We start from the raw sequence: 25,416 nt of genomic DNA on the forward strand, positions 1-25,416 counted from the left end.
GGGGAGAGAGGCATGAATACTCGGCGCTAACACAGCGGCGTGCAGGGTTGCTCCTGCTCTGCAAATCAGTGATAATGCACGGCGCGTTGCCGGGATGGCGGAATAGGTAGACGCACGGGACTCAAAATCCCGCGCCGCAAGGCGTACCGGTTCGATTCCGGTTCCCGGCACCACCCACGAATTCGAAGCAGTCCAGCAGCATCCAGAAACCCGCATGCCTCCCAGGCATGGCGGGTTTTTTGTTGTCCAGCAGTCCAAGGCGGCGGCATGACAGCCCGCACGTCTCGCTTGCCAAAGTCTGGCCGACGCCAGCCCTGCCGCCAATATCCGGCGGCGACAGGAGCGATGCTCCGCGCCCGCCGGCGATCCTCCCCCAGATCAATCCCCCAAGCGATCCATGCGCATACGCTTGAACGCCCCGGTCGGCACTTCGCGGGGTACATCGCGCGTATCGATGTCGAGCTGCGTGACCGTGCCGGCGCCCGAGACCGGGTTGAGCAGTTGCACGCCGCCGAGGTAGCGCTTGCCCTGCTCCAGGCCGGTCCACTTGACGGCGACCCGGTACGAGCCGCCCTGTTGTACGGATGCCGGCAACGCGAGCTTTACGCTGCCCCGTGTATCGTTTGGAATGGCGGTGGCGTACGACAGCGTGAAGCTGGTGCTGCTGCCGTTCTTGAGCTGGAAGCCCAGTACGCAGATTTTCGCGACGCCCATGCCGGGCTTGACCAGCGTGACGCTCTCGTTCGAATCGGCATGCCCGCTGAAGCCGACCAGCTGGTTGTACTGGTCCAGCACGGCCAGGTCCAGGTCATTGTCGGCGCCGCCGTCAGTGTCGCGGTTCGAGATCTCGAAACGCGCGATAACGGTATTGTTCGGGATGCCGATCGACACCATCTTCACGCCGGGGCCGCGTGCCTTGCAGGCATTCACCACATCGGTCATCGAGTCGATCGAGCCGGCGGGTGCCTGCGTCACGGTCTGCGCCAGGCGCGTGTATTCGCGCATGCCTCCCCGCACCGCCGTCATCACACCGTCGAAGCCGGCCTGTACCTCGATCCGGCGGATGCCGCTGGTGCTGGTGGCGGAGACGATCGCCGGCGCTTCCACCCCGCTGTTATAGCGTGCCTGCAGCGGGCTGCGCACCTTGTGTTCGCCGTCGTCCCACACCAGTTCGCCCAGCTTCCAGGCGCCATGCGCGGCATCGGTGCGCGCCAGGCTGACGGCGTAGCTCCCGGTCTCGCCCGGCGCAAGCTGCAGCGTGGCCGGCGTGACCGTCACATCGAAGCCATCGAGGCTGGTGCTGGCGTTGTAGATCGCCGCCGTGTCGCCGACATTGGTGACACGGCGGGTGATGGTCTGGTTGCCGACGACGCCGGGCAGCGCGATGGATGCCAGGTTCAGCGCATAACCTGCCAGGCTGCCCTGGCCGCAGTCGGCGGTTTCGTCACTGGCGCCGCATACATACCGCTGGTAGTCGGCGGGGCTGATGTCATACACCAGGCCGGGGTTGGCGGCACCGTTCGGCACCACCAGGCCGGCGCCCTGGCCCCAGGGCAGCGTGCCGTCCAGGTCGCCTTCGAGCGAGGTCGGCAGCACGGTGCGGCCGCTGGTCATCAGCGCCGACTTGATGGCGGACGGCGACCAGTCGCCATGCCGCTGCTTCAGCAGCGCGGCGATGCCGGCCACGTGCGGTGCGGCCATCGAGGTGCCGGACAGGTATGCCGAGAGGCTGAGGGGCGGCGCGGTACCGGCCACGACGGCGCTGCGTTGTGCGGCGCTCAGGCCGGGTGCGATACCGGCAAGGATATCGACGCCGGGGGCGGCCATGTCGGGTTTCATCACGCCAGGATCGAAGACGTTCGGGCCGCGCGAGGAAAAATCGGCCAGTGCCGGGCCGTGCATCGGCGTCAGCTCGCTGGCCGACATCGCGGCGCGGGCGCCGGGCGTGGCCGCGTAGGCATGGATGGCCTCGCCGTCCACCTGGTTGACGTAGACCGTCGGCAAGCTGTACACGTTGAGCGACGGGCCGGAACCGTTGTCCAGCAGGATGACGCCGGCACCGCCGGCAGCCCTGACCGCGTCCACCTGCCTGACCGGATCGATATAGCCCGCCGAGCATGCCACGATGTTGCCGGCCACCTTCTCCGGGTCGAGCTGCACCGCGCCCGCTTCCACCGCGCCGAAGCATTGCTGGGCAAGCCAGCTGTCTCCTCCTGCGATGGCGGCGGCGCCGGCCTGGATGACCGGCATTGCCGGCAGCGCCCTGGCGTTGGGTGACACGCCCTGGAATACCTGGCCGCTACCCAGCGTCACCGCGGCGGTGCGCGTCCGGTCGTGCGTGGCGGCGGCCACCGTGGCAAGCCAGGGGCCCATGTGGTTCACGGTATTGCCGGGGCCGTAATTGCCGCCCGCGGCGGCCACGAACACGCCGGCGGCCACCGCCTGGCGGAACGCCTGTTCGGCGGGCTCCAGCGGGCTCATGCCGCCCGTGATCGAGTAGTTCAGCACATCCACGCCGTCCGTCACCGCCGCCTCGATGGCGGCGACGCTGTCGCTGTCGTAGCAGATATTGCCCACCTCGGCGCCGCCTGGCCGGAAACTCCAGCAGACCTTGTATGCGGCGATGCGTGCGCGCGGCGCCATGCCGCTGCGGACGGCCAGCACTTCCCCGTTCGGTGCGATGGCCGGCACGTTGGCGTTGCCTGCCGCCGTGGTCGACGTGTGGGTGCCGTGCCCGCCCATGCCCGACGGGCCGCCCAGGGAATCGCGCGGCGACTGGAATTCGCTCCAGTGCAAGGCATCGCCGCTCGCCCGGAACCCTTCATTGAAATAACGCGCACCGATCAGCTTGTTATTGCAGTGCTCTTGCGTGAATCCTTCGCCGGCCTGGCAGGCGCCCTTCCAGCGCGCAGGCGGCGCGCCATAGGCCAGCGTGGCCCCGCCGTCGAACGTGGGCCGGCCGTTGCTGTCGACCCGGTCGGCGTACGACAGGTTTTCCGGCCAGACCCCGGTGTCGATCACGCCGACGATGATGTCTTCGCCCGCCTGCTCCTTGCCGCCGAGCTGTTCCCACAGGCCGCCCGGCTGGTCGAGGCCGAGGAAGGTCGGGGTGTAGCTGGTGATCACGCGCTGGCGCTGGTCCGGCACGATGCGCAAAGTCTTGCCGCTGGCTTTCAGCGTTCGCACTTCGGCGTCGGTGAGGCGGGCGGCAAAGCCATTGAACACCACCTGGTACTGGTGCGTGATCGTGGCGGCGGGCAGGAGCGCCTTGACCTCGTCCTGCTTCCTGCCGAGGAAGCTTCGATACTGGCGAGCGTCCGTGCTGGACGCGTCCAGCCGCTTGCCGGGGGCGACGATGGTCGCGCGCAGGCCGCTGGCACCGCCCCGGTAACTGGCCACCGGCTGGTCAGCCAGCTGGACAATGTAGGCGCGGCGTACCTCGCCGGCATGAGCCGCATGGCCGCCCGCCAGCAGTGGTAGCGCTCCCATCAACACGTGAAAAAGACGGCGATATCGTAGATTGAAATTCCTCATTACAGCACTCTCCCCGTGTGGTTTGCGTTACTTCCTGAGCAATGGCAGCCAGTGAAATATAGCAATCCCGCCACATGAAAAGTGTGGAATTTTGCGCAAAATGATAATGCGTTAACGAATTCCAACAGAAAATGACGGACTTTTTCAGCCGATTTTCAGGAATCCGGACCGGCTTCCAGCATGCAATTTCACTCGGCAGGCGCGGCTGGAACGGCGGAGAAAAAGCAGAGTTTTTTTACCGTTTGTCAAAAATAAAAAAATCATAACGCTGTAGACAAACCGCACGCCGATCCGCATATTTGGCTTAATGACAACCCGAGGAGGTTCAATGAATTTTGTCGCTTTCCATGCGGCGGCCGCCGCTTTCCTGGCCTTGGCGGCCGGTCCCGCCCTTGCCGATGCGTTCAGCAGCCTGACCGTCGACAATGTCACCGTGACGGTGATCGACCTCGATCCGAACGATGGCATTGCCGCCAGTATCTCGTTCATGCCCGACCCGACGCGATACATGGGTGGCGCGCTGATCCGTGGCGAGGCGCTGAATTATCGCGACAGCATCAACGAACCTGGTGCGCAATACAAATCCTATTTCAACCGTGGCGCCTGGCCAGCCACCAATGTCGGCGGCAGCGTGCATACCGATCTGGCATCGCAGGCCGGCAACGTGACCGGCTCGGACGGCGGAGTCGGGTTCAGCGCTCTCAGCATGTCTGGTAGCGCTCTCAGCGGCGCCGACCAACGCTCGCATTTCTGGGGCTATGCCAGCATGCCGGGCAGCCCGAGCGGCTTGCTGGACTTCACGCTGTCCGCCAACACGAAAGTGGTGTTTTCGGTGGATGCGTCGATGAGCGCCAGCACCACCATCGCCACCCCGTGGCAGGGAACGAGCGAAAGCGCGTCGGTCATGATGATGCTGTTTGCCGGCGGCCTGGCGGCGGACGGCGTGACGCCGCTGGAAGACCTGGCGCAGCAGGGTATCAGCGTGCCGGGAGGCGGGTCCGACAGCTGGAGCGGCGTGCTGTCGGCCAGTTTCAGCAACCTCGGCAATGCCAGCACTCTCGGCGTGTTCGGCGCCAACGCCACGATCCAGGGCGACGCGGTGTTGTCCGCCGTGCCGGAACCGTCGACCTGGGGCATGCTGCTGGGCGGACTGGGGCTGATCGGCGTGCTCGGCCGCCGCCGCCGTGCCGGACAAGCAGCTTGAACTTTGCTCATCGAATTTGCTCACCGAACGCAGCTCACCGAATCTGCTCACCGAATGCAGCCCACTACCGGAGAATTCATGAAGCGCTTTGTATTGCACACCCTTGCCATGGCCTGCATGGCGGCCGCGGCCGGCCCGGCGCTGGCGGCTGCCAGCAGCAGCGCGACTTTCGGCAACCTGGTCATCACGCTGACCGACCTGGATACCGGCGACGGCATCGCACCTTCGCTGACCTTCAACCTGAACGGGCCCTCTTTCATCGACAGCCGGGCCGAGGGCTTCGGCGACATTTCGGAGAGCTACCAGTTCCAGAACTATGCACCGCAGCAGGGAGGCCTGTTCACCGGCGAAACGCACTCCGCGTGGTCGTCTTCCGTCGGCAGCATCATGACCGCGAATAATGTGGCGGGCTACACGTCGATGTCCGCCGCGGGCGCGGCGCACAGCGGTCTCGATGCCTATGGCACGTACCGCGCCGCGTCCATCGGCGCAACGCCCGACAATACATTCACGCTGTCCGCCAACACGGCGGTCACCTTCAGCGTCCTGGCGGACATGCGCGCCAGCACGACCATGGGCTACAACCTGGAAGCCGACATGGCCGAATACGCGACCAGCCATGCCCTGCTGAACGTCGGCGGGATGGTAAACGGCATATTTGTCTCGGATGCCCAGGAACGTTACATCGATGCCGGCTTCGACGTGCTCGACGATAACACCACGATCGGGGTCAGCAACAGCTGGAGCGGCCTGCTGTCGGCAAGCTTCTCCAACCTCAGCAGCGCCGAGGCCAGCGGCTTCCTCCAGACATTCGTCATCGTGGAAGGATATTCGGCGGTATGGGATGGCATAACGCCGGTGCCCGAACCGGGAACCTATGCAATGTTGCTGGGCGGTCTCGCACTGCTGGGCGTCGTGGGGCGTCGCCGCAAGGCCTGACCGGCCGCGCTCCCCGTTCCCCGGAAGACGCGGATCAGTCCGCAGACCCCGGCCGGCGCGCACTCGCCCCGAAGACAACCGTCCGCACCACATCGGCTTCGTCGGCCAGCAACAGCTCGGCGATCGCGGCGCCGATTTTCCGCCCGCCTTCGGACGAGGGCTCGATCGGCGATACTGCCGAGTAATCGCCGGCATGCGCGCAAACCAGGCGCAGGTCGAGCACCGGGATCGCGCGGATGACCGCTTCACGCAGGATCACGTCATTGAACAGGGCCAGCGCGCTGCGCAGTCCCGGCGACAGATTGGGGACGGCATCGTAGATGGTGCACACGGCGAACGGCATGCCGCAGGCCTGCACCTGCTGCAGCATGGCGCGGTAGTCGCGCCGGAAATCGGCCTGCCAGGCCGCCAGCATTTCCGCGGCGTCCAGCACCGACGCCACCGGCGACTGCATCGCGCCGACCAGGCCGAGCACGTCGTTGCCGCCACAGCTGATCACGAGGTGGCTTGGCGGCTCCCGCAACGCCGCCACCGCCGCGAACTGCGCCGGCATGTCGGCCAGGACGCTGCCGTCGCGTGCGCCGAGCGTCACCTTGTGCGCGTCGCCCAGGCACCGGCGCAACTGCGTTGCGACCTCGCAGCCTTCGGGAACATACCCGCCATTGTCGAAAATCGAATCTCCCAGCAATACCACGTGTGCCATCGTCGTGCCTCGCATCGGTAAAACTGCATCATGCCACTGTCCCGCGGCGTTTGACACCGTGCGCATCCGCCACCGTCAAGGCTGCCGCCGGTCCGGCGCCTTGATAGCGTGCCTGGACATCAGCCGGTACAGCGTCATGCGCGAGATGCCGAGCTCGCGGGCCAGCAGCGTGATGTTCTTGCCGGAACGCAGGCCCGCTTCGATCACGCCCCGTTCGGCCTGCATGCGCGCGCCGTTCAGGGGCAGCGATAATGCGCCGCCAGGCTCGGCAAGCCCAAGGTCTTCCGCGGTAATCAGCCGGCCCTCGGCCATCACCGAAGCGCGGCGCACACGGTTGAGCAGCTCGCGCACGTTGCCGGGCCAGTCATGCGCCCGCAGCGCGGCCAGGGCGCCAAGCGAAATGCCTTTCACGCCGGCGGCCCGTTCGCGGACATGCTGGTGGAAAAATGTCTCGGCCAGCAGCTGCACGTCCTCGATCCGGTCGCGCAATGCTGGTACCTCGAGTGCCAGGACGTTCAGGCGGTAGAACAGGTCTTCACGGAAGGTGCCGCGCGCCACCGCGTCCTCCAGGCGCACATGCGATGCCGCGACGACACGGACATCGACTGCCAGCGGCTGGGCGCCACCCAGCCGCTGGATGGTTTTCTCCTGCAGGAAGCGCAGCAGGCTTGCCTGCATCTCCAGCGGCAGATCGCCTATCTCGTCGAGGAAGACCGTGCCGCCTTTGGCCGACTCGAGCAATCCCACGCGCGCCTTGCCGGCGCCAGTGAACGCGCCGTGTTCATGGCCGAACAGTTCGGACTGGACCAGCGCTGCCGGGATGGCCCCGCAATTGATGGGCACGAACGGGCCGGCGCGGCGTGCGGAGTGCTCGTGCACGGCACGCGCCACCAGTTCCTTGCCGGTACCGCTCTCGCCCCAGATCAACACTGGCGCATCGGCGGCCGAGACCCTCAGCAGCTGGCGCCGCAGCGCTGTCGTCGCCGGACTCTGGCCGGTGATCTTCAAGTGCGCCGGACTGGCCTTTTGCGGAACGACCCCGGCCAGCAGGCCAAAGCCGTGGGCATGCCCCAGCGTATGGGCGAGCCTGGTGGCATCGACCGGGTAGGTGTGATAGTCGACGCAGTGATCGTGGATCAGCCGGCGCCAGCGTTCGTCCAGCAGGGTGCCGCCATGGCATGCCGCGATCCACCGCACCCAGGAATACTCCCGGAGGAACTGCTCGACAGGCTCGATGGCGGCGGCGCTTCCCACCTCGATCAGCCCGACGGAAATCGTGCGGCTGTGCAGCAGTTTGCGCGCCTCATCCAGGTCGCCGGCCACCCGGACGTCGAAATCGTGCGCGGCATCGCAGGCCGCCCGCGCCTCGCAGCTGTCGAAAGTAATGCCCAGAAATGTCTTCATGCCTGTGGTTTCCTGTCCAGCGTGATTTCGTTCCCGCCCAACGGTCGAGTACCCGTGCCGTCACGACACCGTCGGTTCGGCGGTGCCCACTTCGACTACGTGCGAGAAGCCGATCCGGATGCAGCGGGTGGTAAAAAACTTGCGTTGTCTGTCCTGCGCGGCAGCGGCGCCCGGGCCGGGAAACAGCCTGGCTTGTATCGGCATGTATCCGGTCGCGCCGCGGACACATCCGGCGTCGTGGCGCATACATGCCGACATGCCGCATACACATGGCGCTGGTCTACTGTGAGCACTCCCCCTCACAACGAAAGGAAACGCCATGAACACCCTCCGCTCCCTGATCGCCGGCTCCGCACTCCTGCTGGGTACCGCCCTGTCCATCGGTGCCCACGCACAGGTCGCCGGCCTGGGCCGCGTCGACCTCCTGAAGGAAAACCTCACGGTGCCCGGCAAGGAACTGGTGCAGGTGCGGGTCGACTTCGCCCCAGGCGTCAAGGCGCCGCGCCATTCGCATCCCGGCGAGGAAATCGCTTTTGTACTGGAAGGCACGCTGGAATATCAGATCGATGGCCAGCCGCCGGTCACGCTGACGGCGGGGCAGGCACTGTTCATCCCGGCCGGCGCCGTGCACTCGGCGCACAACGTGCATGGCGGAGAATCAAAGGAACTGGCCACGTATATCGTGGACAAGAGCAAGCCGCTGGTGAAGCTGGCGAAGTAATCATGCCGGTGGCGATGCCGGAAGACTGTGCCAGGCAGAGGTTTGGCGGTACAGTATCGGCTCGCTCTGCCGCGCCCCCCTGGCCAAGGCTGGCGATCGACAGGAGCCCGCCTTGACCATTACCCTGGAACCGATCACCCGCGCCAACTTCGAGACGGTGATGGATATCGAACTGCCGCCCGACCAGGCGCGCTACGTGGCATCGAATGCCTATTCGATCGCGCAGGCGCACTATTATCCGGAATTCCAGCCGCGTGCAATCTGCCTGGAGGGCAAGCCGGTGGGCTTCCTGCTGTTTGGCCTGCCCGAGCAGCATGCGCCGGGACACTATGGCATCTACCGGCTGATGGTCGATCCCGCGTGGCAGAACCGCGGTATCGGCCGCCGTGCAATGGAACTGTTGCTGGAGGAACTGCGCGCGCGGCCGGATGCGCAGCGGATCTGGATCTGCTACAAGCCGGACAATGCCGTGGGCCAGCGCTTTTACGCATCGCTGGGGTTCGTGGAAACAGGCCTGGACGGCGACGGCGAAATGATCGCCGAAATCAGGCTGGCTGCGCGCGGCTTCCGTTGATCAGCGGCTAGCCGGTTTCCCGGCCCGGCAGCATGGCGGCATGCGGCGGCCTTGCCACGATACCGCCATCGGTGCGCCTCAGCCGCGCGGCGATCCGGCAGGCCGATCGCAGCACCCAATAGAGTCGCCTTCGGGCGGCACCTCCGCCAGCGGCACCTCCGCCAGCGGCACCTCCGGCAGCGGCACCTCCGCCAGCGGCACCTCCGGCATCGGCACCTGACGTCAGCGCGCGCCTTCCGCCTGCCTGACCACCACCCGTGCATTCAGCGCGATGACCGCTCCGGCCAGCGACAGGATGCCCAGCGCCACCGCGATATTCGTGTGCGACGCCACCCAGCCGATCACGGGCGGCCCCATCAGGAAACCCGTGTAGCCGACCGTGGCCGCCGTGGCCACGCCGCCGCCGGCCGACATGCCCGGCGTGCGGGCCGCCGCCGCGAAGATCAGCGGCACCACGTTGGCGGCGCCGAGCCCGACCAGCGCGAAGCCCGCCGCCGCCACCGCGTAATGCGTGCCGAGCACGGCGATCAACAGGCCCAGCAGGATCGCCACGCCGCCGGACACCATCACGTTGGCGGCGCCGAAGCGTACCGTGAGACGGTCGCCGGCGAAGCGGCACGCGGCCATGGCGATCGAGAACGCCGAGTAGCCGATCGCCGCCGAGGCGGGCGTGGCACCGGCGCGCTCCGTCAGCAGCAGCGCGCTCCAGTCGACCAGGGCGCCCTCCACCGCCATGCACAGCAGGGCGAGCAAGCCGAGGAACAGGGCCGGGCCGCGCGGCAGCGCGAAATGGGAGGTATGCGCGGCCGATGCCGGGCCTGTCATCACGCGCGGCATGACCACCAGTGTGGTGGCGATGATCACGGCACTGGCCGCCAGCGCGCCGGAGCCATTGCCGAAGCCACCCTGGATCAGCAGCCCGCCCAGCGCCGCGCCCACCAAGCCGCCGAGGCTGAAGAAGGCATGGAACGACGACATCGTGGGAATGCCGCGGGCGATTTCCACCTCGCTGGCGTTGGCGTTCATCGACACGTCCAGCGCACCGTTGGTGGCGCCGAAGGCGAACGCCGCGAAGAACACGGCCACCGGGTGGCTGGTGCAGATCAGCACGGCCGTCATCGCGGCAAACGCAAACGCGGATGCCAGCGTGGCCGGCCGCGAGCCCCAGCGCGTCGACAGCCAGCCGGCCAGCGGCATCGATGCCATGGCGCCGGCGGCGATCGTCAGCAGCAGCATGCCCAGCATGCCTGTGTCGAGCCCGGCACGGGCCTGGACCACGGGCACATGCGCCGCCCACAGGCCGATGCCGGTACCGTTCAGCAGGAAAATCGTCGAGATGGCCCAGCGCGCCCGGGCGATGGTACGGTCGGTGTGATCATTCATGGATTATCTTCCGGCGAGGATAAGGTCGGGGCCGCCTTCGCGGCGCAGGTTGGCAAGCTGGTCGGCGGGAACGCCGGCTTCCAGGACGAGGTGATCCAGGTCGGCAGCACTGCCGATGGTGAATGGTGCCGAAGCGGTCAGGCGCTCGTTCAGCACGGCCGCGGCACGGCGCACGCTGCCGGCCAGCATGGCGCGCTTCAGCACGGCCTCTTCATCGTTGGTGGCACCGAGCCGGTCCGGCGCCAGGCTGCACAGGCCCACGATGCACAGGTCGGCACGCAGCGCCTGGATATCGGCCAGCGTGCGGGCACCAAGCACGGCGCCACAGTGGGCGGAGTAGGTGCCACCCAGCAGGATCACGCGGGTGCGCCGGAATTCGCCCAGTGCCAGTGCAATTTGCGGGCTGTTGGTGACGATCGCGGCCGCGCAGCCGTCGTCGAGCTGCCGGGCCAGCGCCAAGTTGGTCGAACCGGCGTCGATCAGGACGGTGTCGAGCGGTTTCAGCAACGGCCGCAATGCCTGCCCCAGCAGGGCCTTGCGCTGCTGGTCCGCGCCTTCGCGCTGGAGGAAGCTGGCTTCTCCGCTGCGCCGGACAGCCCCGCCGTGCACGCGCCGCAACAGGCCGGCCAGGTCGAGATCGCGCAAGTCGCGCCGGATCGTGTCTTCCGACGTATCGAAGCGGCTCGCCAGCTCTGCCGCCGATACTTTTCCTTCCGTGTCGACAGCTTCCAGTATCAGCCGCCGCCGTTCTTCTGCCAATTGCATGAATCCTCCGTGTTTTGCGTTATCTTAAACCAAAAACGCAAAAACACGTAAACAAACGCAAAAACCAGCATCGCAGTCTCAACGGTCCTTGTAAGGTGCGGCGCGCAAGGTACCGGCAGGACGCTCGGGAGGGCTGGGATCAATTTCGCACAACCACGACTGCGCATACTCGACAGTTTCCCCATGGCGATTGCGGATGCGCTCGAATCCCGTCAGCGTGAAGCGGTTGTCGCCGCACCACAGGATGCGCGGGTCGATCAGGGTTTCGCGGATCACTTGCGAATCGTGCTCCATCAACCTGGCCAGCTTGACCGGACGGCGCAGGCCCTGGTCATCCGTATCGAGGATGCGCAGGTCGCCGAAGCGCGGCGCGGCGCGATCTCCCAGCACGCGGCTGGGGAGCGACACACCGCCCATGCGCAATTTGACCATCTTGATTCTCATGCTTGCCCACCAGAAAATATACTGTGTTTTTATACAGTATATCAGGCGCGGGCTGCCATGCCGTCTTTTTGGCAACCGCCCGGGCACCAGGATCGCAAGGGCCGTGAACAGGTCTATTTCAAAGGTAGCGAAGCGTTGCAAGGTCATCATACAACCTCTCGGAAGCGGCAGCCGTGCTGGTATAATCGGCACTTCTCGAGGACACCCATGCGCATGATCGACACCGTCACCACACCCGCCGCGCCGAAAAAGCGCCACCGCAACCTTGCCCAGGGCGTGGTGGAAAGCATTGGTGCGAGCATCCGCGAAGGCGTGCTGAAACCCGGTGAAAAGTTGCCGACGGAATCGGTGATCATGGAGCTGCATGGCGTCAGCCGCACCGTGGTGCGCGAAGCGATTTCGCACCTGCAGGCCGCCGGCCTGGTGGAAACGCGCCACGGCATCGGCACCTTCGTGCTGGAACCGCCGGCGCCGGCCCTGCTGATCTCGCCGGACACCATCCGCACCATCGAAGACGTGCTGGCCATCCTGGAACTGCGCATCAGCCTGGAAACCGAGGCCGCCTGGCTGGCCGCGGCACGCCGCACCGAAGAGCAGGTGCGCGAGATGGGCGAAGCGCTGCAGCGCATCCTGCAGGGCGGCACGATCGAGGCGGACATGCAGTTCCACATGCTGATCGCGCAGGCGACCGGCAACCGCTATTTCGTCGATATCCTCACGCACCTGGGCACCACGATCATCCCGCGCGCGCGCCTCAACTCGGCGCAACTGTCGCACGACGAGCCGTCGACCTACCTGCAGCGCGTGAACCGCGAGCACGAGGATATCTTCCACGCCATCGAGCGCCGCGATCCGGAAGGCGCGCGCGCCGCAATGCGCACCCATCTTTCCAACAGCCGCGAACGGCTGCGCAAGGCGCAGGAAGAAAGCGCCGGCAGCTGAGGCTGGCGGGGGGCGAGGCGAGACGCGAGGCGGCTGGCCAGGCGCCCTCCCCTCTGTCGCGGAATATTTCCTGAAAAACAGGGTCCGTCCCCATTTTTCAAGCAACAGTGTGATTACCAAAACGCTTGCCCTGCTTTCGATATGGTTGTACGATGTCATACAACGATGGCGAGCCATCAGAACCCTTTACCTGTCGTTCCACTTATCAAAGAAGCGAGACACACATGCACCCGTTAGAAATCCAAAAAGTCCTGAACCATGGCCTGCTGTCGTTCCCGATCACCGACTTCGACCAGCAAGGTAACTTCCGCGCCGATACGTACGCGAAGCGCCTGGAATGGCTGGCTCCTTACGGTGCATCCGCCCTGTTCGCCGCTGGCGGCACGGGTGAATTCTTCTCGCTGACCCCGAACGAATACGGCGACGTCATCAAGACCGCTGTCGACACCTGCCGCGGCGTGGTGCCGATCCTGGCCGGCGCTGGCGGCCCGACCCGTCAAGCCATTGCCTACGCCCAGGAAGCGGAAAAAATCGGCGCGCAGGGCATCCTGCTGCTGCCGCACTACCTGACCGAAGCCAGCCAGGACGGCCTGGTGCGTCACGTCGAAGAAGTCTGCAAATCCGTCGATTTCGGCGTGGTCGTATACAACCGTGGCGCCTGCCGCCTGAACGCCGACTCGCTGGAGAAGCTGGCCGACCGTAACCCGAACCTGATCGGCTTCAAGGATGGCATCGGCGACATCGAACTGATGATGTCGATCTGGCGCCGCATGGGCGACCGCTTCAGCTACCTGGGCGGCCTGCCGACGGCGGAGATTTACGCCGCCGCGTACAAAGCTCTCGGAGTCCCTGTATACTCTTCCGCTGTCTTCAACTTCATGCCGAAGCTGGCGATGGACTTCTATCACGCAGTCGCCAACGACGACCGCGCGACCCAGAACCGTCTGATCGACGAATTCTTCCTGCCGTACCTGGAAATCCGCAACCGCAAAGCCGGTTACGCCGTGTCCATCGTGAAAGCTGGCGCGAAGATTGCAGGCTACGACGCCGGTCCGGTGCGCGCACCGCTGACCGACCTGAACGAAGAAGAAGTCGCAATGCTGGAAAAACTGATGCGAGCACAAGGCCCGCAGTAAAAGGAGAGCAAATGCAGCAGATTAAAGGTGAAATGATCATTGGCCGCTCGACCGTGAGCGGCAAGGAAGGCTCCGTCAAGGCCATCGATCCGTCTCGCAACGAGCAGATCGAGCCGGCTTTCGGCCTGGCTTCCCAGGCCGAGCTGGACCTGGCCTGCAAGCTGGCGTGGGAGGCGTTCGATCGCTACCGCGAAACGACGCCGGAACAGCGTGCCAAGTTCCTGGAAACGATCGCCGACCGCATCATGGGCCTGGGCGCAACCCTGGTCGAACGTGCGATGCAGGAAACGGGTCTGCCGCAGGCCCGCCTGGAAGGCGAGCGTGGCCGCACCTGCAATCAGCTGCGCCTGTTCGCAAAAGTCGTGCGCGACGGCCGCTACCTGAGCGCCACGCTGGACTCCGCGCTGCCGGACCGCGCACCGGCACCGCGTCCGGACATCCGCCTGCGCAAGATCGGCCTGGGCCCGGTTGCCGTGTTCGGCGCCAGCAACTTCCCGCTGGCATTCTCCGTGGCCGGTGGCGACACCGCGTCCGCGCTGGCAGCCGGCTGCCCGGTCATCGTCAAGGCGCACTCGGCTCACCTGGGTACGTCCGAGCTGGTGGCGAAAGCCGTGCAGCAGGCCGCCATCGAGTGCGACATGCCGGAAGGCGTGTTCTCGATGCTGATCGGCTCCGGCCAGACCATCGGCCAGAACCTGGTCAGCAACCCGGTCATCAAGGCCGTGGGCTTCACCGGTTCCCGCGCCGGCGGCGTGGCACTGATGAAGACCGCCGCTGCCCGTGAAGAGCCGATTCCCGTGTATGCGGAAATGAGCTCGATCAACCCGGTGTTCTTCCTGGAAGGCGCGCTGTCGTCCAACGAAAAGCTGTCGCAGCAATTCGCCGACTCGCTGACGCTGGGCGCAGGCCAGTTCTGCACCAACCCGGGCCTGCTGATCGCGATCGATTCGCCGGCGCTGGACAAGTTCCTCGAAGGCACCAAGGTGGCGCTGGCCGCCAAGGGCGCCGCCACGATGCTGACCCCGGGCATCCACTCCGCCTACAACAAGGGCGTGGCGCAACTGGCAGGCATCGAAGGCGTGAAGCTGGTCGCACAAGGCAAGACGAGCGAAGTGCCGTGCGGCGCGGTTGCTGCACTGTACGAAACCTCGGGCGAACACTTCCTGGCCAAGCCGGAACTGGAAGGCGAGATCTTTGGCCCGACGTCGCTGCTGATCCGCGTCAAAGACGAAGCCCAGCTGGTAGCGGTAGCAGAACACGTCGAAGGTCAGCTGACCGCCGCCGTGCATGCCACCGGCGCCGACATCGCCGTGGCGAAGAAACTGCTGCCAACGCTGGAACGCAAGGCTGGCCGCATCCTGTTCAACGGCTTCGGCACCGGCGTGGAAGTGTCGCACGCGATGGTGCACGGCGGCCCGTTCCCGTCCACGTCCGACAGCCGCTCCACCTCGGTGGGCGCGTCCGCGATCGACCGCTTCCTGCGTCCGGTCTCGTACCAGGACGTGCCGGCCGAGCTGCTGCCAGCGTCGCTGGACAGCGCCAACTCGCTGGGCATCCCGCGCGTTGTCGACGGCGAGCTGGTGCTGAAGTAATGGCAAACCCGTCGATCGAACGTATCGACGGCGTGCATTGCACGACGGGCGAAAGCCCGGCGTGGGATGCCGCTGCCCGGGCGTGGTACTGGGTCGACATTCCCGCGAAACGCGTCTGGCGGCTCGATGCCGCCGGCAAGGCGCGAGCGTGGGACCTGCCCGAGATGGCCGGCTGCGTGGCACCGCGTGCCCGTGGCGGCCTGATCGCCGGCATGGAAACGGGGATGTACGACGTCGACCTGTTCGACAACGGCACGGTGGCCACCACGCTGCTGGGCAAGCCGGCCGATCTCGGTGCGGGCATGCGCTTCAACGATGGCCGCACCGACCGGCAAGGCCGCTTCTGGAGCGGCACCATGTTCATGGACATGAGTGCCGCGAAGGACATCGGGCAGCTGTACCGCTACGATGGCAATGGCCTGTCGCAGCCGGTGGTGTCCGGGCTGCTGACGCAGAACGGCCTGTCGTGGTCGCCGGATGGCAAGACGATGTACCTGTCCGATTCGCATCCGAAGAGCCGCCTGGTCTGGGCCTTCGATTACGACGTCGAAACGGGCACGCCGTCGAACCGCCGGGTGTTCGCCAACCTGGCCGATCACGTGGGCCGTCCCGACGGCGCCGTGGTCGATGCCGACGGCTGCTACTGGATCTGCGCCAACGATGCCGGCGCCCTGCTGCGCTTCACGCCGCAGGGCAAGCTGGACCGCCGCATCGACGTGCCGTTCGCGAAACCGTCGATGTGCACGTTCGGCGGGCCCGACCTGCGGACGATGATCGTGACCTCGATCGTGTCCGGCAAGCCTGAGGATGCCGAATGGGGCGGCAGCGTCATCCTGCTCAATCCGGGTGTACAGGGATTGGCCGACGCTTCCTGCGCGTTCTGATTCAACCGCTTCAATGAAAAGCCCCGGTCCTGTGGACCGGGGCTTTTTTGCATCTCAAGGCAACTCGCAGGCCGGCTTCCCAGGCCGGCTTCTCAGGCCAACTTCTCAAGCCAACTTCTCAGGCCGACGCCCATTTCCCTTCATAGACCGGCCGCCCTTCGTCGAACTGCAGGGTGGCGCGGATCGAGCGCAGCGCGGTGACGGGTGCCAGCGCGCAGTCGATCTGCGCCAGCAGCGCCTTGCCGACGGCGTCCAGCAACGGTTGCGGCCGGCCGGGAGCAATGCGCAGCAGCAGATAGAGAAAGGCGCGGTCCTCGGCGCCATCGGCCACCGCCGCATAGGGCGCCGGATAGGCAAGCACGCGGGTGCCGGTGAGCGGGAAGACGGAATTGCCGGTGTCGTCCTGGAACTGCGTCAGGGTACGGCACAATACGTTGCACAAGGCCTGCATGTCGACGTGGCCGTCGAGGTTGCCGGTGTATTCGATTCTCAAGTGGGGCATGCCAGGGGTCTTCCGGTCAATTCCTGCTGATGGTGGAACCGCGCAGGATCAGCTGGGGCTCGATCAGCGTAAACGGGTCAGTGGGACGGCCGGCGATCGAGTCGAGCAGCTTTTCCATGGCCGCCACGCCCATGCGCTCGCTGTGCAGGTCGACGGTGGTCAGCGGCGGCGACGTGTAGTTGCCGTAGACGATATTGTCGACACCGGCCACGGAAATGTCGGCCGGGATGCGGAAGCCCAGCGTTTGCGCCGCCTTCATGAAGCCGAGTGCCATCAGGTCGTTGTAGCAGACCAGCGCATCCGGATGTTCGGCGCCCAGCATCATTTCCGCGCACAGCCGCTCCCCTTCCTGCGCGGAGGGCGTCACGGTATCGTAGACGGCCAGCTCCAGCCCGTGCGCGGCCAGGCATTCCCTGACGCCGCCCATGCGCTCCTCGTCGCGCCGCGATTTCGAGAACCCCATATAGGCAAAGCGCTTGTGGCCCTGGGTGACCAGGTGGCGCGTCATCATGTAGGCGCCGCGGTGGTCATCGCTGGCCACGGTGGGCAGCGTCAGGCGCGGCAGGCGGCCGAAGAAGACCAGGGGCTTGTCGAGGCCGGCCAGCCATTCCAGTTCGGCATCGGGCATGCGCGAGAAAATGATCAGGCCATCGACACGGCGCGACAGCGCTTCGAGCAGCGCCCGTTCGCGACCCGGATTTTCCTCGGTATCGACCAGCAGCACCGTGTAGCCATGTTCCTGCGCGACCCGGTTCGCCCCCTTGACGATGCTGGTGAAGTGAGGATTCGTCACATCCAGCACGGAAAGCCCGACGGTTTTCGTCTTGCCCGTGATCATCGACTGCGCCAGCGGGTTGGAACGGTAGCCCAGCTGGCCGATCACGTCGGCGATGCGGGCTTCCACCGCCGGCGAAAAGCGCTGCGTGCCGTTGATGAACTTCGAGATGGTGGCGGTCGAGACGCCGGCGGCGGCAGCCACGTCGCGAATGGTCGGGATGGGTTTTTTCATGTTCGGATCGCCAGGGGTGCCGGCGATCTTAACCCGCAGGCCAACAGGAAAGCAATCGGCGGGAATAGTTTTGTAAAACGTTTAACCTGGTTTTACAAAAAACCCGTGCCCGCGCGCTTTCCGGGCAACATCGGAAGCGCGCAGGCGCCATACTCGTCAGCCAGGGGACGCCGGCATGCAGGTGCCGGGCGCGGCGCCCTTCGGCACTGCCGAGAAGCGGAACGTCGTCGCCGACTTGAATACCTGCCCCGGATACAGCGCCGTGGTCGGGAACGAAGGCTGGTTCGGGCTGTCCGGCAGGTGCTGGGTCTCGAACGCGAAAGCGTCATGCTGCCGGTACGGCCGGCCGCTGCTGCCCCGTTCGGTACCGTTGAAGCCGTTCCCCGTATAGAACTGGGCGGAAGGTTCGGTGGTCAGGATTTCCAGCCGCCGCCCGCTGGCCGTTTCGTCGATCACGGCGGCCCGCGCCAGCTGGCCGGCCGGCTGGCCGAATACGTAACTGTGGTCGAAGCCGCGCGGCGGCGCCAGCGTGCCCGCCGGCTGCGCCAGCAATGGCGCGATATTCGTCGGGCGGCGCAGGTCGAGCGGCGTGCCGGCCACGCTGGCCAGTTCGCCGCTCGGCAGGCGCTGGTCGTCGGTCACCGCATAACGCTCGGCGGCGATGCAGAAACGGTGCGTCTGCAAGCCGCCGCTGCCGGCGCCGGCCAGGTTGAAGTAGCCGTGGTTGGTGAGATTGAGGACGGTGGGCTTGTCGGTGCGCGCCGCGTACTCGATCGAGAATTCGTCGCTGGCCCGCTGCAGGCGGTAGGTGACGTCGATCGTCAGCGTGCCGGGAAATTTCTGGTCGCCGTCCGGGCTGACCAGCGTGTAGACGGAACCGAGAGATGCCTCGTCGGCGAAATCGCGGCGCTTCCAGACCCGCTTCTCGTAGCCGTCCGGGCCACCGTGCACGGTCATGCCGCGGGCGTTCGGGATCAGTTCGACCGTCTTGCCATCGAGCGTATAGCGCGCGTTGGCGATGCGGCCGGCAAAGCGGCCGATGACCGCCGCGTGCTTCGACTTCGACCCCTCGTAGGTGGCGAGATCGGGCAGGTCGAGAATCACGTTGTCGCGCCGCCCGGTCCGGTCCGCCACGGTGGCGCCGGTGATCGTGGCGCCGTAGTCGATGTAGGACAGCGACATGCCGCGCCGGTTCGTCAGCGTGACCTGTTCGATCGCCTGGCCGGTGGCCAGAACGCCAAAGGGCCGCACCTGGATACCCGCATGACTGCCATGCCGGGCACCGGTGCGGCCCACCTCGGCCGCGCTGGCGCTGGTCAAGACCAGCGCCAGCGCGGCGGTTGTGATGGCTGGATGGATCACAGGTCGGTGATTTCCTTGTGCTGCGGTACCAGCGTCTTCATCAGGAACCAGGCCAGCAGGTAAGCCACCGCGCACAGCGTGAACATGATCATGTAGCCGGTGGACAGCTTGCCCAGCGCGCCGTAGTAATCGAACAGCCAGCCGCCCAGCTTCGACACCGCCACGCCGCCCAGGCCGCCGGCCATGCCGCCGATGCCGACCACGGAGGCCACGGTACGCTGCGGGAACATGTCGGACACGGTGGTGAACAGGTTGGCCGACCAGGCCTGGTGCGCCGAGGCGCCGATGCCGATCAGGATCACGGGCACCCAGAAGCTGATCGAGCCCAGCGGTTGCGCGGCCAGCACCACCAGCGGGAACAGCGCGATCACGAACATCGCCTTCATCCGGCCGTCATACGGCGTGTAGCCGCGGTTCATGAAATAGGCCGGGAAGTAGCCGCCGCCGATACTGCCGAACATCGTCATGCTGTACAGCACGGCCAGCGGGACCACGATGTCGCCCGGGCCCATCTGGTATTCGGACGCCAGGTATTTCGGCAGCCAGAACAGGAAGAACCACCAGATGCCGTCGGTCAGGAACTTGCCGCCGGCGAACGCCCAGGTCTGGCGGTACGTCAGCAGCTTGGTCCATGGCACCTTCTTGGCGCCCACCGGGGCGGCCGCGGTGGCGCCGGTACCGGAATCGCTGCGCACGTAGGCCAGTTCGGCCGGCGACAGCTTCTTCTCCGGCTCGTCGAACATCAGGTACCAGAAGATCATCCAGATGAAGCCGATGGCGCCGATGGCGATGAAGGCCGCTTGCCAGCCCCAGTAGATGGCGATCGGCGGCACCGTCAGCGGTGCCAGGATCGCGCCCACGTTGGCGCCGGAGTTGAAGATGCCGGTGGCGAAGGCGCGTTCCTTCTTTGGAAAGAACTCGGCGGTGGCCTTGATCGCGGCGGGGAAGTTGCCGGCCTCGCCGACCGCCAGCACGGCGCGCGAGATGATGAAGCCGACGATGGAAGCCGGTGCGGCCACCATGCCCAGCGCGCCCATCGCGGTGCCGACCGCATTGCCCATCGGTACCGAGTAGGCATGCAGGATGGCGCCGCCGGACCAGATGGCGATCGCCCACAGGTACGCTTTCTTGGTGCCGAGCTTGTCCACGATCGGGCCGGCGAACACCATCGACAGTGCATACACGAACTGGAACGCGGCGGTGATGTTGGCGTAGTCCGAGTTGGACCAGTTGAATTCCTGGGAAAGCTGCGGCGCCAGCAGCGAAAGTACCTGGCGGTCAAGATAGTTGACGGTGGTGGCAAAGAACAGCAGCGCGCAGATGGTCCACCGGTATCTACCGGCGGGTACGGCGGCGCGCTGGCCAGCGCCTTGCTGGCTTACGGGCTCGTTCAGCTTCATAGGGATCACTTGTGTAGGTTATCGTTTGATCTCTCTCGGTCTCCAGCGAGATCAGCAGCAGCACCAGGCGCAGGGCCTTAGTTGTATGTCATCGTACAACCTAACAGGACGTTAGGCAAGCAAAAATCCCGGCCTTTCGATCAGCCATCTGAGCAGTTCCCGGCCTGTTTTTTGCGGCCGGCCACGGCTGGCGCAGCAGGTTTCCGGCGTCTGTCGGAATGCACAACAGAAATTACTTATTTGCAAGCGAACCGGTAACAATAAAGCACCTGCATCGATAAAAGCAAGATAACGGCGTTGCCGATCTACAACAAGCAGCGTTCTTCTTCGCTTCAGAGAATGTCCCCACGCCGCGCAAGTCCTTAATTTCCAAGGGGAAAATATGCTACTGTAAGGAAACTCCTGTTTTCTCTCGCCATGAATTCCCCTGCGCTGAACACATTATTCTCGCCTTCGGACGACCCGTCGCTGCTCCACTACGGCATCTACGATCCCTGGCTGGTCGCACTGTCAGTATTGATTGCGATCTTTGCTTCGTGGATGGGCCTGTACATCGCCGGCCACCGGGGCGCTTCGCAGACCAGGGGCTTGCGGACCGCCGCGCTGCTGTCGGGCAGCCTGGCGCTCGGCGCCGGTATCTGGGCCATGCACTTCATCGGCATGCTGGCATTCGATGTCTGCACCGGGACCCAGTACGAACCGCTGCTGACCGGGCTGTCGCTGCTGCCGGGACTGGCGGCATCGGCCGTGGCGCTGTCGATCACGCGGCGCGACCACCTCACACGCGGCACGCTGCTGCTGGGCGGCGTGCTGGTCGGTGCGGGCATCGGCGCCATGCACTACAGCGGCATGGCAGCGATGCAAACAGCGCTGAGCCTGCACTATGACCCGCTGATGTTCGCCCTGTCGATCGTGGTCGCCGTCGTGCTGGCAACGGTCGCGCTGGGCGTGCGTTTCGGCCTGCGCGAGCGGGCGCGGCGCCTGTCGGCGCGCCAGCGGCTGGGGATCAGCGCGATCGTCATGGGTTGCGCCATCACCGGCATGCACTATACGGGCATGGCGGCGGCGCGCTTCGTCGGCACGCTACCCACGGTCGCCCTGCCCGACGACACGGACGAGGTGGCGCTTTCCGTGACCGTGATCACGGTGCTGTTCACGCTGGCCGTAATGGCCGTGCAGGGCCTGCTGCGCTACCGCGAGATGTACCTGAGCCTGCTGCAGAGCGAAAGCTCGATGCGCGCGCTGCTGACGACGACCGTCGACGGCGTCGTCACCATCGACCAGCAGGGCATCGTCCGCGATTTCAATGCGTCGGCCGAGCGCATCTTCGGCTGGCGGCGCGACGAGATCGTGGGCCAGCCCGCCAGCATGCTGATGGCCGATCCGGAAGCATCGGAGCGGCATGGCCTGCTGCGCTGCATCCGCACCGGCGACATGCACCTGGCGCGCGCCGGCGAGGAAGTGATGGGGCGCCGCAAGGACGGCTCGGAAGTGCCGATCCGCAAGGCGCTGGGCCATGCGAAGCTGATCAAGCACAACCTGTACGTGCTGTTCATTACCGACATCAGCGAGCGGCGCCAGATCATGCAGGCGCTGCGCGACAGCGAACAGCAGTTCCGCTCGCTGATCGGCAGCATTCCCGGCATTGCCTTCCGCTGCCGCGCGGAAAACGACTATCCGCTTGAATTCATCAGCCACGGTGTCGAATGGGTCACCGGCCACCCGGTGAGCGAGTTCGTGGGCCCGGGCAGCTTCCGCACGATGAACGACCTGGTGCTGCCGATCGACCTGCCGCGCGTGATGACCGTCTGCACGCTGTGCGCCGAAAACGGCTTGCCTTACACGGTCGAGTACCGGATCCGGCATGCCGACGGCACCGTGCGCTGGGTATGGGAACATGGCGCGATGGTGCGTGGCGACGATGGCAAGCCGCGCTGGTTCGACGGTGTGATCCTCGATACTACCGAGCGGCGCCAGATGGAGGAAGACCTGCGGCACGCGAAGGAAAAAGCGGAACAGGCGGCGGCGGCGCGCGCCACCTTCGTGGCCAACATGAGCCACGAGATCCGCACGCCGATGAATTCGATCCTGGGCTTCACCGACGTGCTGCTCGACTCCGAACTGAAGCCTGAGCAGCGCGGCCACCTGGACACGGTGCGCAATGCCGGCCGCGCGCTGTTGCGCCTGCTGAACGAGATCCTCGATACCGCCAAGCTGGAAAAAGGCGCGGTGGAGCTGGAACTGGCCGACTTCAACCTGGTCACGCTGATCGACGAACTGTCGTCGACCTATAACACGACGGCGCGCGCCAAGGGACTGTCGCTCAACATCGCGTTCGCGCCGGAGCTGTCGCCCTGGCTGCACGGCGACGAACTGCGCATGCGCCAGGTACTGACCAACCTGCTGGACAACGCGATCAAGTTCACCGCCGCCGGCAGTGTCACGCTGTCCGTCGCGCGGGATGGCGAAACATTGCGGATCGCCGTGCGCGATACCGGCATCGGCATTGCGCCGGACCGGCTCGCGGCGATCTTCGACCCGTTCACGCAGGCCGACGCGTCGATGACGCGCCGCTTCGGCGGCACCGGCCTGGGCACCACGATCAGCAAGCAGCTGGTGGAGCTGATGGGCGGACGCATCTGGGCCGACAGCGCGCTGGGCGAAGGCACCACCTTCCACGTGGAATTGCCGCTGGTACCAGCGCTGGCGCCGCAACAGGCGCTGGTGCCGCGCCAGCGCCAGCGCGTGGCCTGCGAACTGCCGCCGCTGCGCGTGCTGGCGGCGGACGACGTGGCGCAGAACCTCGAGCTGCTGACGCTGTTGATGGGCAAGCGCGGCCACACGGTGACGCCGGCGCACGACGGCGCCCACGCGGCCGAGCTGGCGGCGCGGCACGACTTCGACGTGATCCTGATGGACGTGCAGATGCCGAACGTGGACGGACTGGCCGCCACGCGGATGATCCGCGAGGAAGCCGCGCGCAGCGGCCGCCCGCGCGTGCCGGTGGTGGCGATGACGGCCAGCGTGCTGGAAGCACACCGCAAGGCCAGCACGGCGGCCGGCATGGACGGTTTCGCCTCCAAGCCGGTGGACTGGTATGCGCTGTCGCACGAGATTGCCCGCGTGCTGGGCCTGCACGTGGCGGGCGCGGCAGCGAGCAACCAGAAGGCCGGCGCCAAGCAGGTACTGGACCGCGTGGCCGGCGCCCAGCGCTGGGGCGGCAATGCCGGGCAATACCTGCTGGCGCTATGCCGTTTCGACACGGACCACGCGCTCAGCGCGCGCCAGTTGGCGGCGCTCCTCGACACCGGCGACCATGCCGGCCTTCAAGCCCAGGCACATCGGGTGCGCGGCGTGGCTGCCAACCTGGGGCTCGAACAGCTGGCCGCGACCCTGGCCGAGATCGAGAAAGCCGGCGCGGGCAGCCGCACTGCGGTGCCGGCACTGTTGACACGCTATACGGCGGAGCTGGACCTGGCGCTGGCCGCCATCCGCACGCAGGACTGCGCCGATACCATGGCGGCGCCCTGCGTTGCCGCACCCGATGCCGCGGCAATACCGTTCGATGCGGCCGCCGTGCGCGCGGCCGCGCAGGCGCTGCAGCTCTCGCTGGCGCGCGGCGCGCTCGACGATGCCGCGCTGGCCGGCCTGTCGCAGGCGCTGCACGGCCACGTACCGCCCGCCACGCTGGCACCGCTGCAGATGGCGATCGACGACTTCGACTTTACATTGGCCGGCACCAGGCTGGCGACGCTGCTGGAAACAGTCCTGGATACGGCGACGGAAACCACCCCATGAAACAGAATACCCACCTGCCGCTGATCCTCGCGGTGGACGACGAAGCCAGCAACCTGCAACTGCTGCGCCAGATCCTGCAGGACCAATACCGGCTGCTGTTCGCCAAGGATGGCGCGCGCGCGCTGGAACTGGCACGCCAGGAACACCCCGACCTGATCCTGCTCGACGTGATGATGCCGGGCATGACCGGCCACGAAGCCTGCCGCACGCTGAAGGCCGACCCCGCCACGGCGGCCATCCCGGTGATCTTCGTGACGGCGCTGACCGATCCCGACGACGAGGTGCGCGGCTTCGATGCCGGCGCGGTGGACTACATCACGAAACCCGTCAGCGCACCGATCGTGCGGGCCCGTGTGCGCACCCACCTGTCGCTGGTGCGGATGGACGAGCTGAAGGACAGCCGCCTGCAGATCGTGCAGCGCCTGGGCCTGGCGTCCGAATACAAGGACAACGAAACCGGCATGCACGTGATCCGCATGAGCCACTACGCACGCCTGCTGGGCATGGCGGCCGGCATGAGCGATGCGGAAGCCGACGACCTGCTGCACGCCGCGCCGATGCATGACGTGGGCAAGATCGGCATCCCCGACCGCATCCTGCAAAAGCCCGGCCCGCTGGATCCGGACGAATGGGAAATCATGAAATCGCACGCCACGATCGGCGCCGACATCATCGGCGAACACCCTCACGGCATGCTGAAGCTGGCGCGCAATATCGCCCTGTCGCACCACGAGAAATGGGATGGCAGCGGCTATCCGGGCGGCCTGGCCGGCGAGGCGATCCCGCTCGAAGGGCGCATCTGCGCGATTGCCGATGTGTTCGACGCGCTGACGTCGGAGCGTCCGTACAAGAAGGCCTGGCAGGTGCAGGACGCGGTGGAGTTCCTGCAAAAGCAGCGCGGCGTGCACTTCGACCCGCGCCTGGTGGACCTGTTCGTGGCACTGTTGCCGGAGATTTGCGCGATCAAGGAAAAGTGGGCGGAGACCCCAATGGCTGTCGCGGCCTGATCTTCGTGGAGGTCGCGGATGACGGTCGAGCCGCAGGGACTGTCCCGCATGGGGACTGTCCCCGGTTTTATGCACGCGTTCGACGAATCTGAAACCGGCGTCGGCCCCGCAAG

At 66.1% G+C, this 25,416-nt stretch carries 21 protein-coding genes and 1 tRNA gene; 12 read left to right on the forward strand and 10 right to left on the reverse strand.

Annotated features, from left to right (window positions below):
• Positions 1–88 precede the first annotated feature (88 nt).
• Positions 89–173 (forward strand) — tRNA-Leu (locus ACY34H_RS07150).
• Positions 174–378: 205 nt separating this feature from the next.
• On the opposite strand, the gene ACY34H_RS07155 is transcribed toward ACY34H_RS07150, so the two are convergent.
• The gene (locus ACY34H_RS07155; RefSeq protein ID WP_464976796.1) at positions 379–3,489 is read right to left on the reverse strand and encodes a S8 family serine peptidase; all 3,111 of its coding nucleotides are present in this window, start codon (positions 3,487–3,489) and stop codon (positions 379–381) included.
• Positions 3,490–3,862: 373 nt separating this feature from the next.
• Between ACY34H_RS07155 and ACY34H_RS07160 the strand changes: the two genes are divergently transcribed.
• Both ACY34H_RS07160 and ACY34H_RS07165 read left to right on the forward strand, forming a co-directional pair.
• The gene (locus ACY34H_RS07160; RefSeq protein ID WP_464976797.1) at positions 3,863–4,738 is read left to right on the forward strand and encodes a PEPxxWA-CTERM sorting domain-containing protein; all 876 of its coding nucleotides are present in this window, start codon (positions 3,863–3,865) and stop codon (positions 4,736–4,738) included.
• Between the two features lie 78 nt (positions 4,739–4,816).
• Positions 4,817–5,677, forward strand: a complete 861-nt coding sequence (locus ACY34H_RS07165; RefSeq protein ID WP_464976798.1) for a PEP-CTERM sorting domain-containing protein — start codon at positions 4,817–4,819, stop codon at positions 5,675–5,677.
• Positions 5,678–5,711: 34 nt separating this feature from the next.
• On the opposite strand, the gene ACY34H_RS07170 is transcribed toward ACY34H_RS07165, so the two are convergent.
• Both ACY34H_RS07170 and ACY34H_RS07175 read right to left on the reverse strand, forming a co-directional pair.
• Positions 5,712–6,380: an SGNH/GDSL hydrolase family protein gene (locus ACY34H_RS07170; RefSeq protein WP_464976799.1), complete on the reverse strand. Its 669-nt coding sequence runs from the start codon at positions 6,378–6,380 to the stop codon at positions 5,712–5,714.
• Positions 6,381–6,455: 75 nt separating this feature from the next.
• Complete coding sequence (locus tag ACY34H_RS07175; protein WP_464976800.1) at positions 6,456–7,784, reverse strand: sigma-54 dependent transcriptional regulator; 1,329 nt, start codon at positions 7,782–7,784, stop codon at positions 6,456–6,458.
• 319 nt (positions 7,785–8,103) lie between these two features.
• Between ACY34H_RS07175 and ACY34H_RS07180 the strand changes: the two genes are divergently transcribed.
• The 3 genes from ACY34H_RS07180 to ACY34H_RS07190 all read left to right on the forward strand — a co-directional run bounded on the left by ACY34H_RS07180 (position 8,104) and on the right by ACY34H_RS07190 (position 9,299).
• Positions 8,104–8,505, forward strand: a complete 402-nt coding sequence (locus ACY34H_RS07180) for a cupin domain-containing protein (RefSeq protein WP_464976801.1) — start codon at positions 8,104–8,106, stop codon at positions 8,503–8,505.
• A 112-nt stretch (positions 8,506–8,617) separates the two neighbouring features.
• Positions 8,618–9,079, forward strand: coding sequence for a GNAT family N-acetyltransferase (locus tag ACY34H_RS07185; RefSeq protein WP_464976802.1), 462 nt, complete (start codon positions 8,618–8,620; stop codon positions 9,077–9,079).
• A 40-nt stretch (positions 9,080–9,119) separates the two neighbouring features.
• On the forward strand, positions 9,120–9,299 hold the full coding sequence (locus ACY34H_RS07190) for a hypothetical protein (protein ID WP_464976803.1): 180 nt from the start codon (positions 9,120–9,122) through the stop codon (positions 9,297–9,299).
• A gap of 2 nt (positions 9,300–9,301) precedes the next feature.
• Here the strand turns inward: ACY34H_RS07190 and ACY34H_RS07195 are convergent, their stop codons facing one another.
• The 3 genes from ACY34H_RS07195 to ACY34H_RS07205 all read right to left on the reverse strand — a co-directional run bounded on the left by ACY34H_RS07195 (position 9,302) and on the right by ACY34H_RS07205 (position 11,821).
• Positions 9,302–10,462, reverse strand: a complete 1,161-nt coding sequence (locus ACY34H_RS07195) for an MFS transporter (protein WP_464976804.1) — start codon at positions 10,460–10,462, stop codon at positions 9,302–9,304.
• 3 nt (positions 10,463–10,465) lie between these two features.
• The gene (locus ACY34H_RS07200; RefSeq protein WP_464976805.1) at positions 10,466–11,227 is read right to left on the reverse strand and encodes a DeoR/GlpR family DNA-binding transcription regulator; all 762 of its coding nucleotides are present in this window, start codon (positions 11,225–11,227) and stop codon (positions 10,466–10,468) included.
• A 78-nt stretch (positions 11,228–11,305) separates the two neighbouring features.
• The gene (locus tag ACY34H_RS07205) at positions 11,306–11,821 is read right to left on the reverse strand and encodes a hypothetical protein (protein WP_464976806.1); all 516 of its coding nucleotides are present in this window, start codon (positions 11,819–11,821) and stop codon (positions 11,306–11,308) included.
• 57 nt (positions 11,822–11,878) lie between these two features.
• Between ACY34H_RS07205 and ACY34H_RS07210 the strand changes: the two genes are divergently transcribed.
• The 4 genes from ACY34H_RS07210 (at position 11,879) to ACY34H_RS07225 (ending at position 16,225) form a co-directional block, all read left to right on the forward strand.
• Positions 11,879–12,613 carry a FadR/GntR family transcriptional regulator gene (locus ACY34H_RS07210; protein ID WP_464976807.1) on the forward strand — a complete coding sequence of 245 codons (735 nt, stop codon included), beginning with the start codon at positions 11,879–11,881 and terminating at the stop codon, positions 12,611–12,613.
• Between the two features lie 224 nt (positions 12,614–12,837).
• Positions 12,838–13,749: a 5-dehydro-4-deoxyglucarate dehydratase gene (kdgD, locus tag ACY34H_RS07215; RefSeq protein ID WP_464976808.1), complete on the forward strand. Its 912-nt coding sequence runs from the start codon at positions 12,838–12,840 to the stop codon at positions 13,747–13,749.
• 11 nt (positions 13,750–13,760) lie between these two features.
• A complete protein-coding gene (locus tag ACY34H_RS07220; RefSeq protein WP_464976809.1) occupies positions 13,761–15,341 on the forward strand; it encodes an aldehyde dehydrogenase (NADP(+)) in 1,581 nt (526 codons plus the stop codon).
• Positions 15,341–16,225, forward strand: coding sequence for an SMP-30/gluconolactonase/LRE family protein (locus ACY34H_RS07225; RefSeq protein WP_464976810.1), 885 nt, complete (start codon positions 15,341–15,343; stop codon positions 16,223–16,225). Before ACY34H_RS07220 ends, ACY34H_RS07225 begins: the two co-directional genes overlap by 1 nt.
• 118 nt (positions 16,226–16,343) lie before the next feature.
• On the opposite strand, the gene ACY34H_RS07230 is transcribed toward ACY34H_RS07225, so the two are convergent.
• The 4 genes from ACY34H_RS07230 to ACY34H_RS07245 form a co-directional block, all read right to left on the reverse strand.
• Positions 16,344–16,727 (reverse strand): 5-carboxymethyl-2-hydroxymuconate isomerase, encoded by a 384-nt coding sequence (locus ACY34H_RS07230; protein ID WP_464976811.1) that lies wholly within the window; start codon positions 16,725–16,727, stop codon positions 16,344–16,346.
• Between the two features lie 16 nt (positions 16,728–16,743).
• A complete protein-coding gene (locus ACY34H_RS07235) occupies positions 16,744–17,736 on the reverse strand; it encodes a LacI family DNA-binding transcriptional regulator (RefSeq protein ID WP_464976812.1) in 993 nt (330 codons plus the stop codon).
• Positions 17,737–17,892: 156 nt separating this feature from the next.
• The gene (locus tag ACY34H_RS07240) at positions 17,893–19,098 is read right to left on the reverse strand and encodes an aldose epimerase family protein (RefSeq protein WP_464976813.1); all 1,206 of its coding nucleotides are present in this window, start codon (positions 19,096–19,098) and stop codon (positions 17,893–17,895) included.
• Positions 19,095–20,498: an MFS transporter gene (locus ACY34H_RS07245; protein ID WP_464976814.1), complete on the reverse strand. Its 1,404-nt coding sequence runs from the start codon at positions 20,496–20,498 to the stop codon at positions 19,095–19,097. Before ACY34H_RS07245 ends, ACY34H_RS07240 begins: the two co-directional genes overlap by 4 nt.
• 417 nt (positions 20,499–20,915) lie before the next feature.
• Between ACY34H_RS07245 and ACY34H_RS07250 the strand changes: the two genes are divergently transcribed.
• Both ACY34H_RS07250 and ACY34H_RS07255 read left to right on the forward strand, forming a co-directional pair.
• The gene (locus tag ACY34H_RS07250) at positions 20,916–24,296 is read left to right on the forward strand and encodes an MHYT domain-containing protein (RefSeq protein ID WP_464976815.1); all 3,381 of its coding nucleotides are present in this window, start codon (positions 20,916–20,918) and stop codon (positions 24,294–24,296) included.
• Entirely contained in the window at positions 24,293–25,303 is a 1,011-nt protein-coding gene (locus ACY34H_RS07255; RefSeq protein WP_464976816.1) for a response regulator, read from the forward strand. Before ACY34H_RS07250 ends, ACY34H_RS07255 begins: the two co-directional genes overlap by 4 nt.
• The last annotated feature ends 113 nt before the right edge of the window (positions 25,304–25,416 follow it).

This window comes from Pseudoduganella sp. jia 9 (assembly GCF_055502615.1).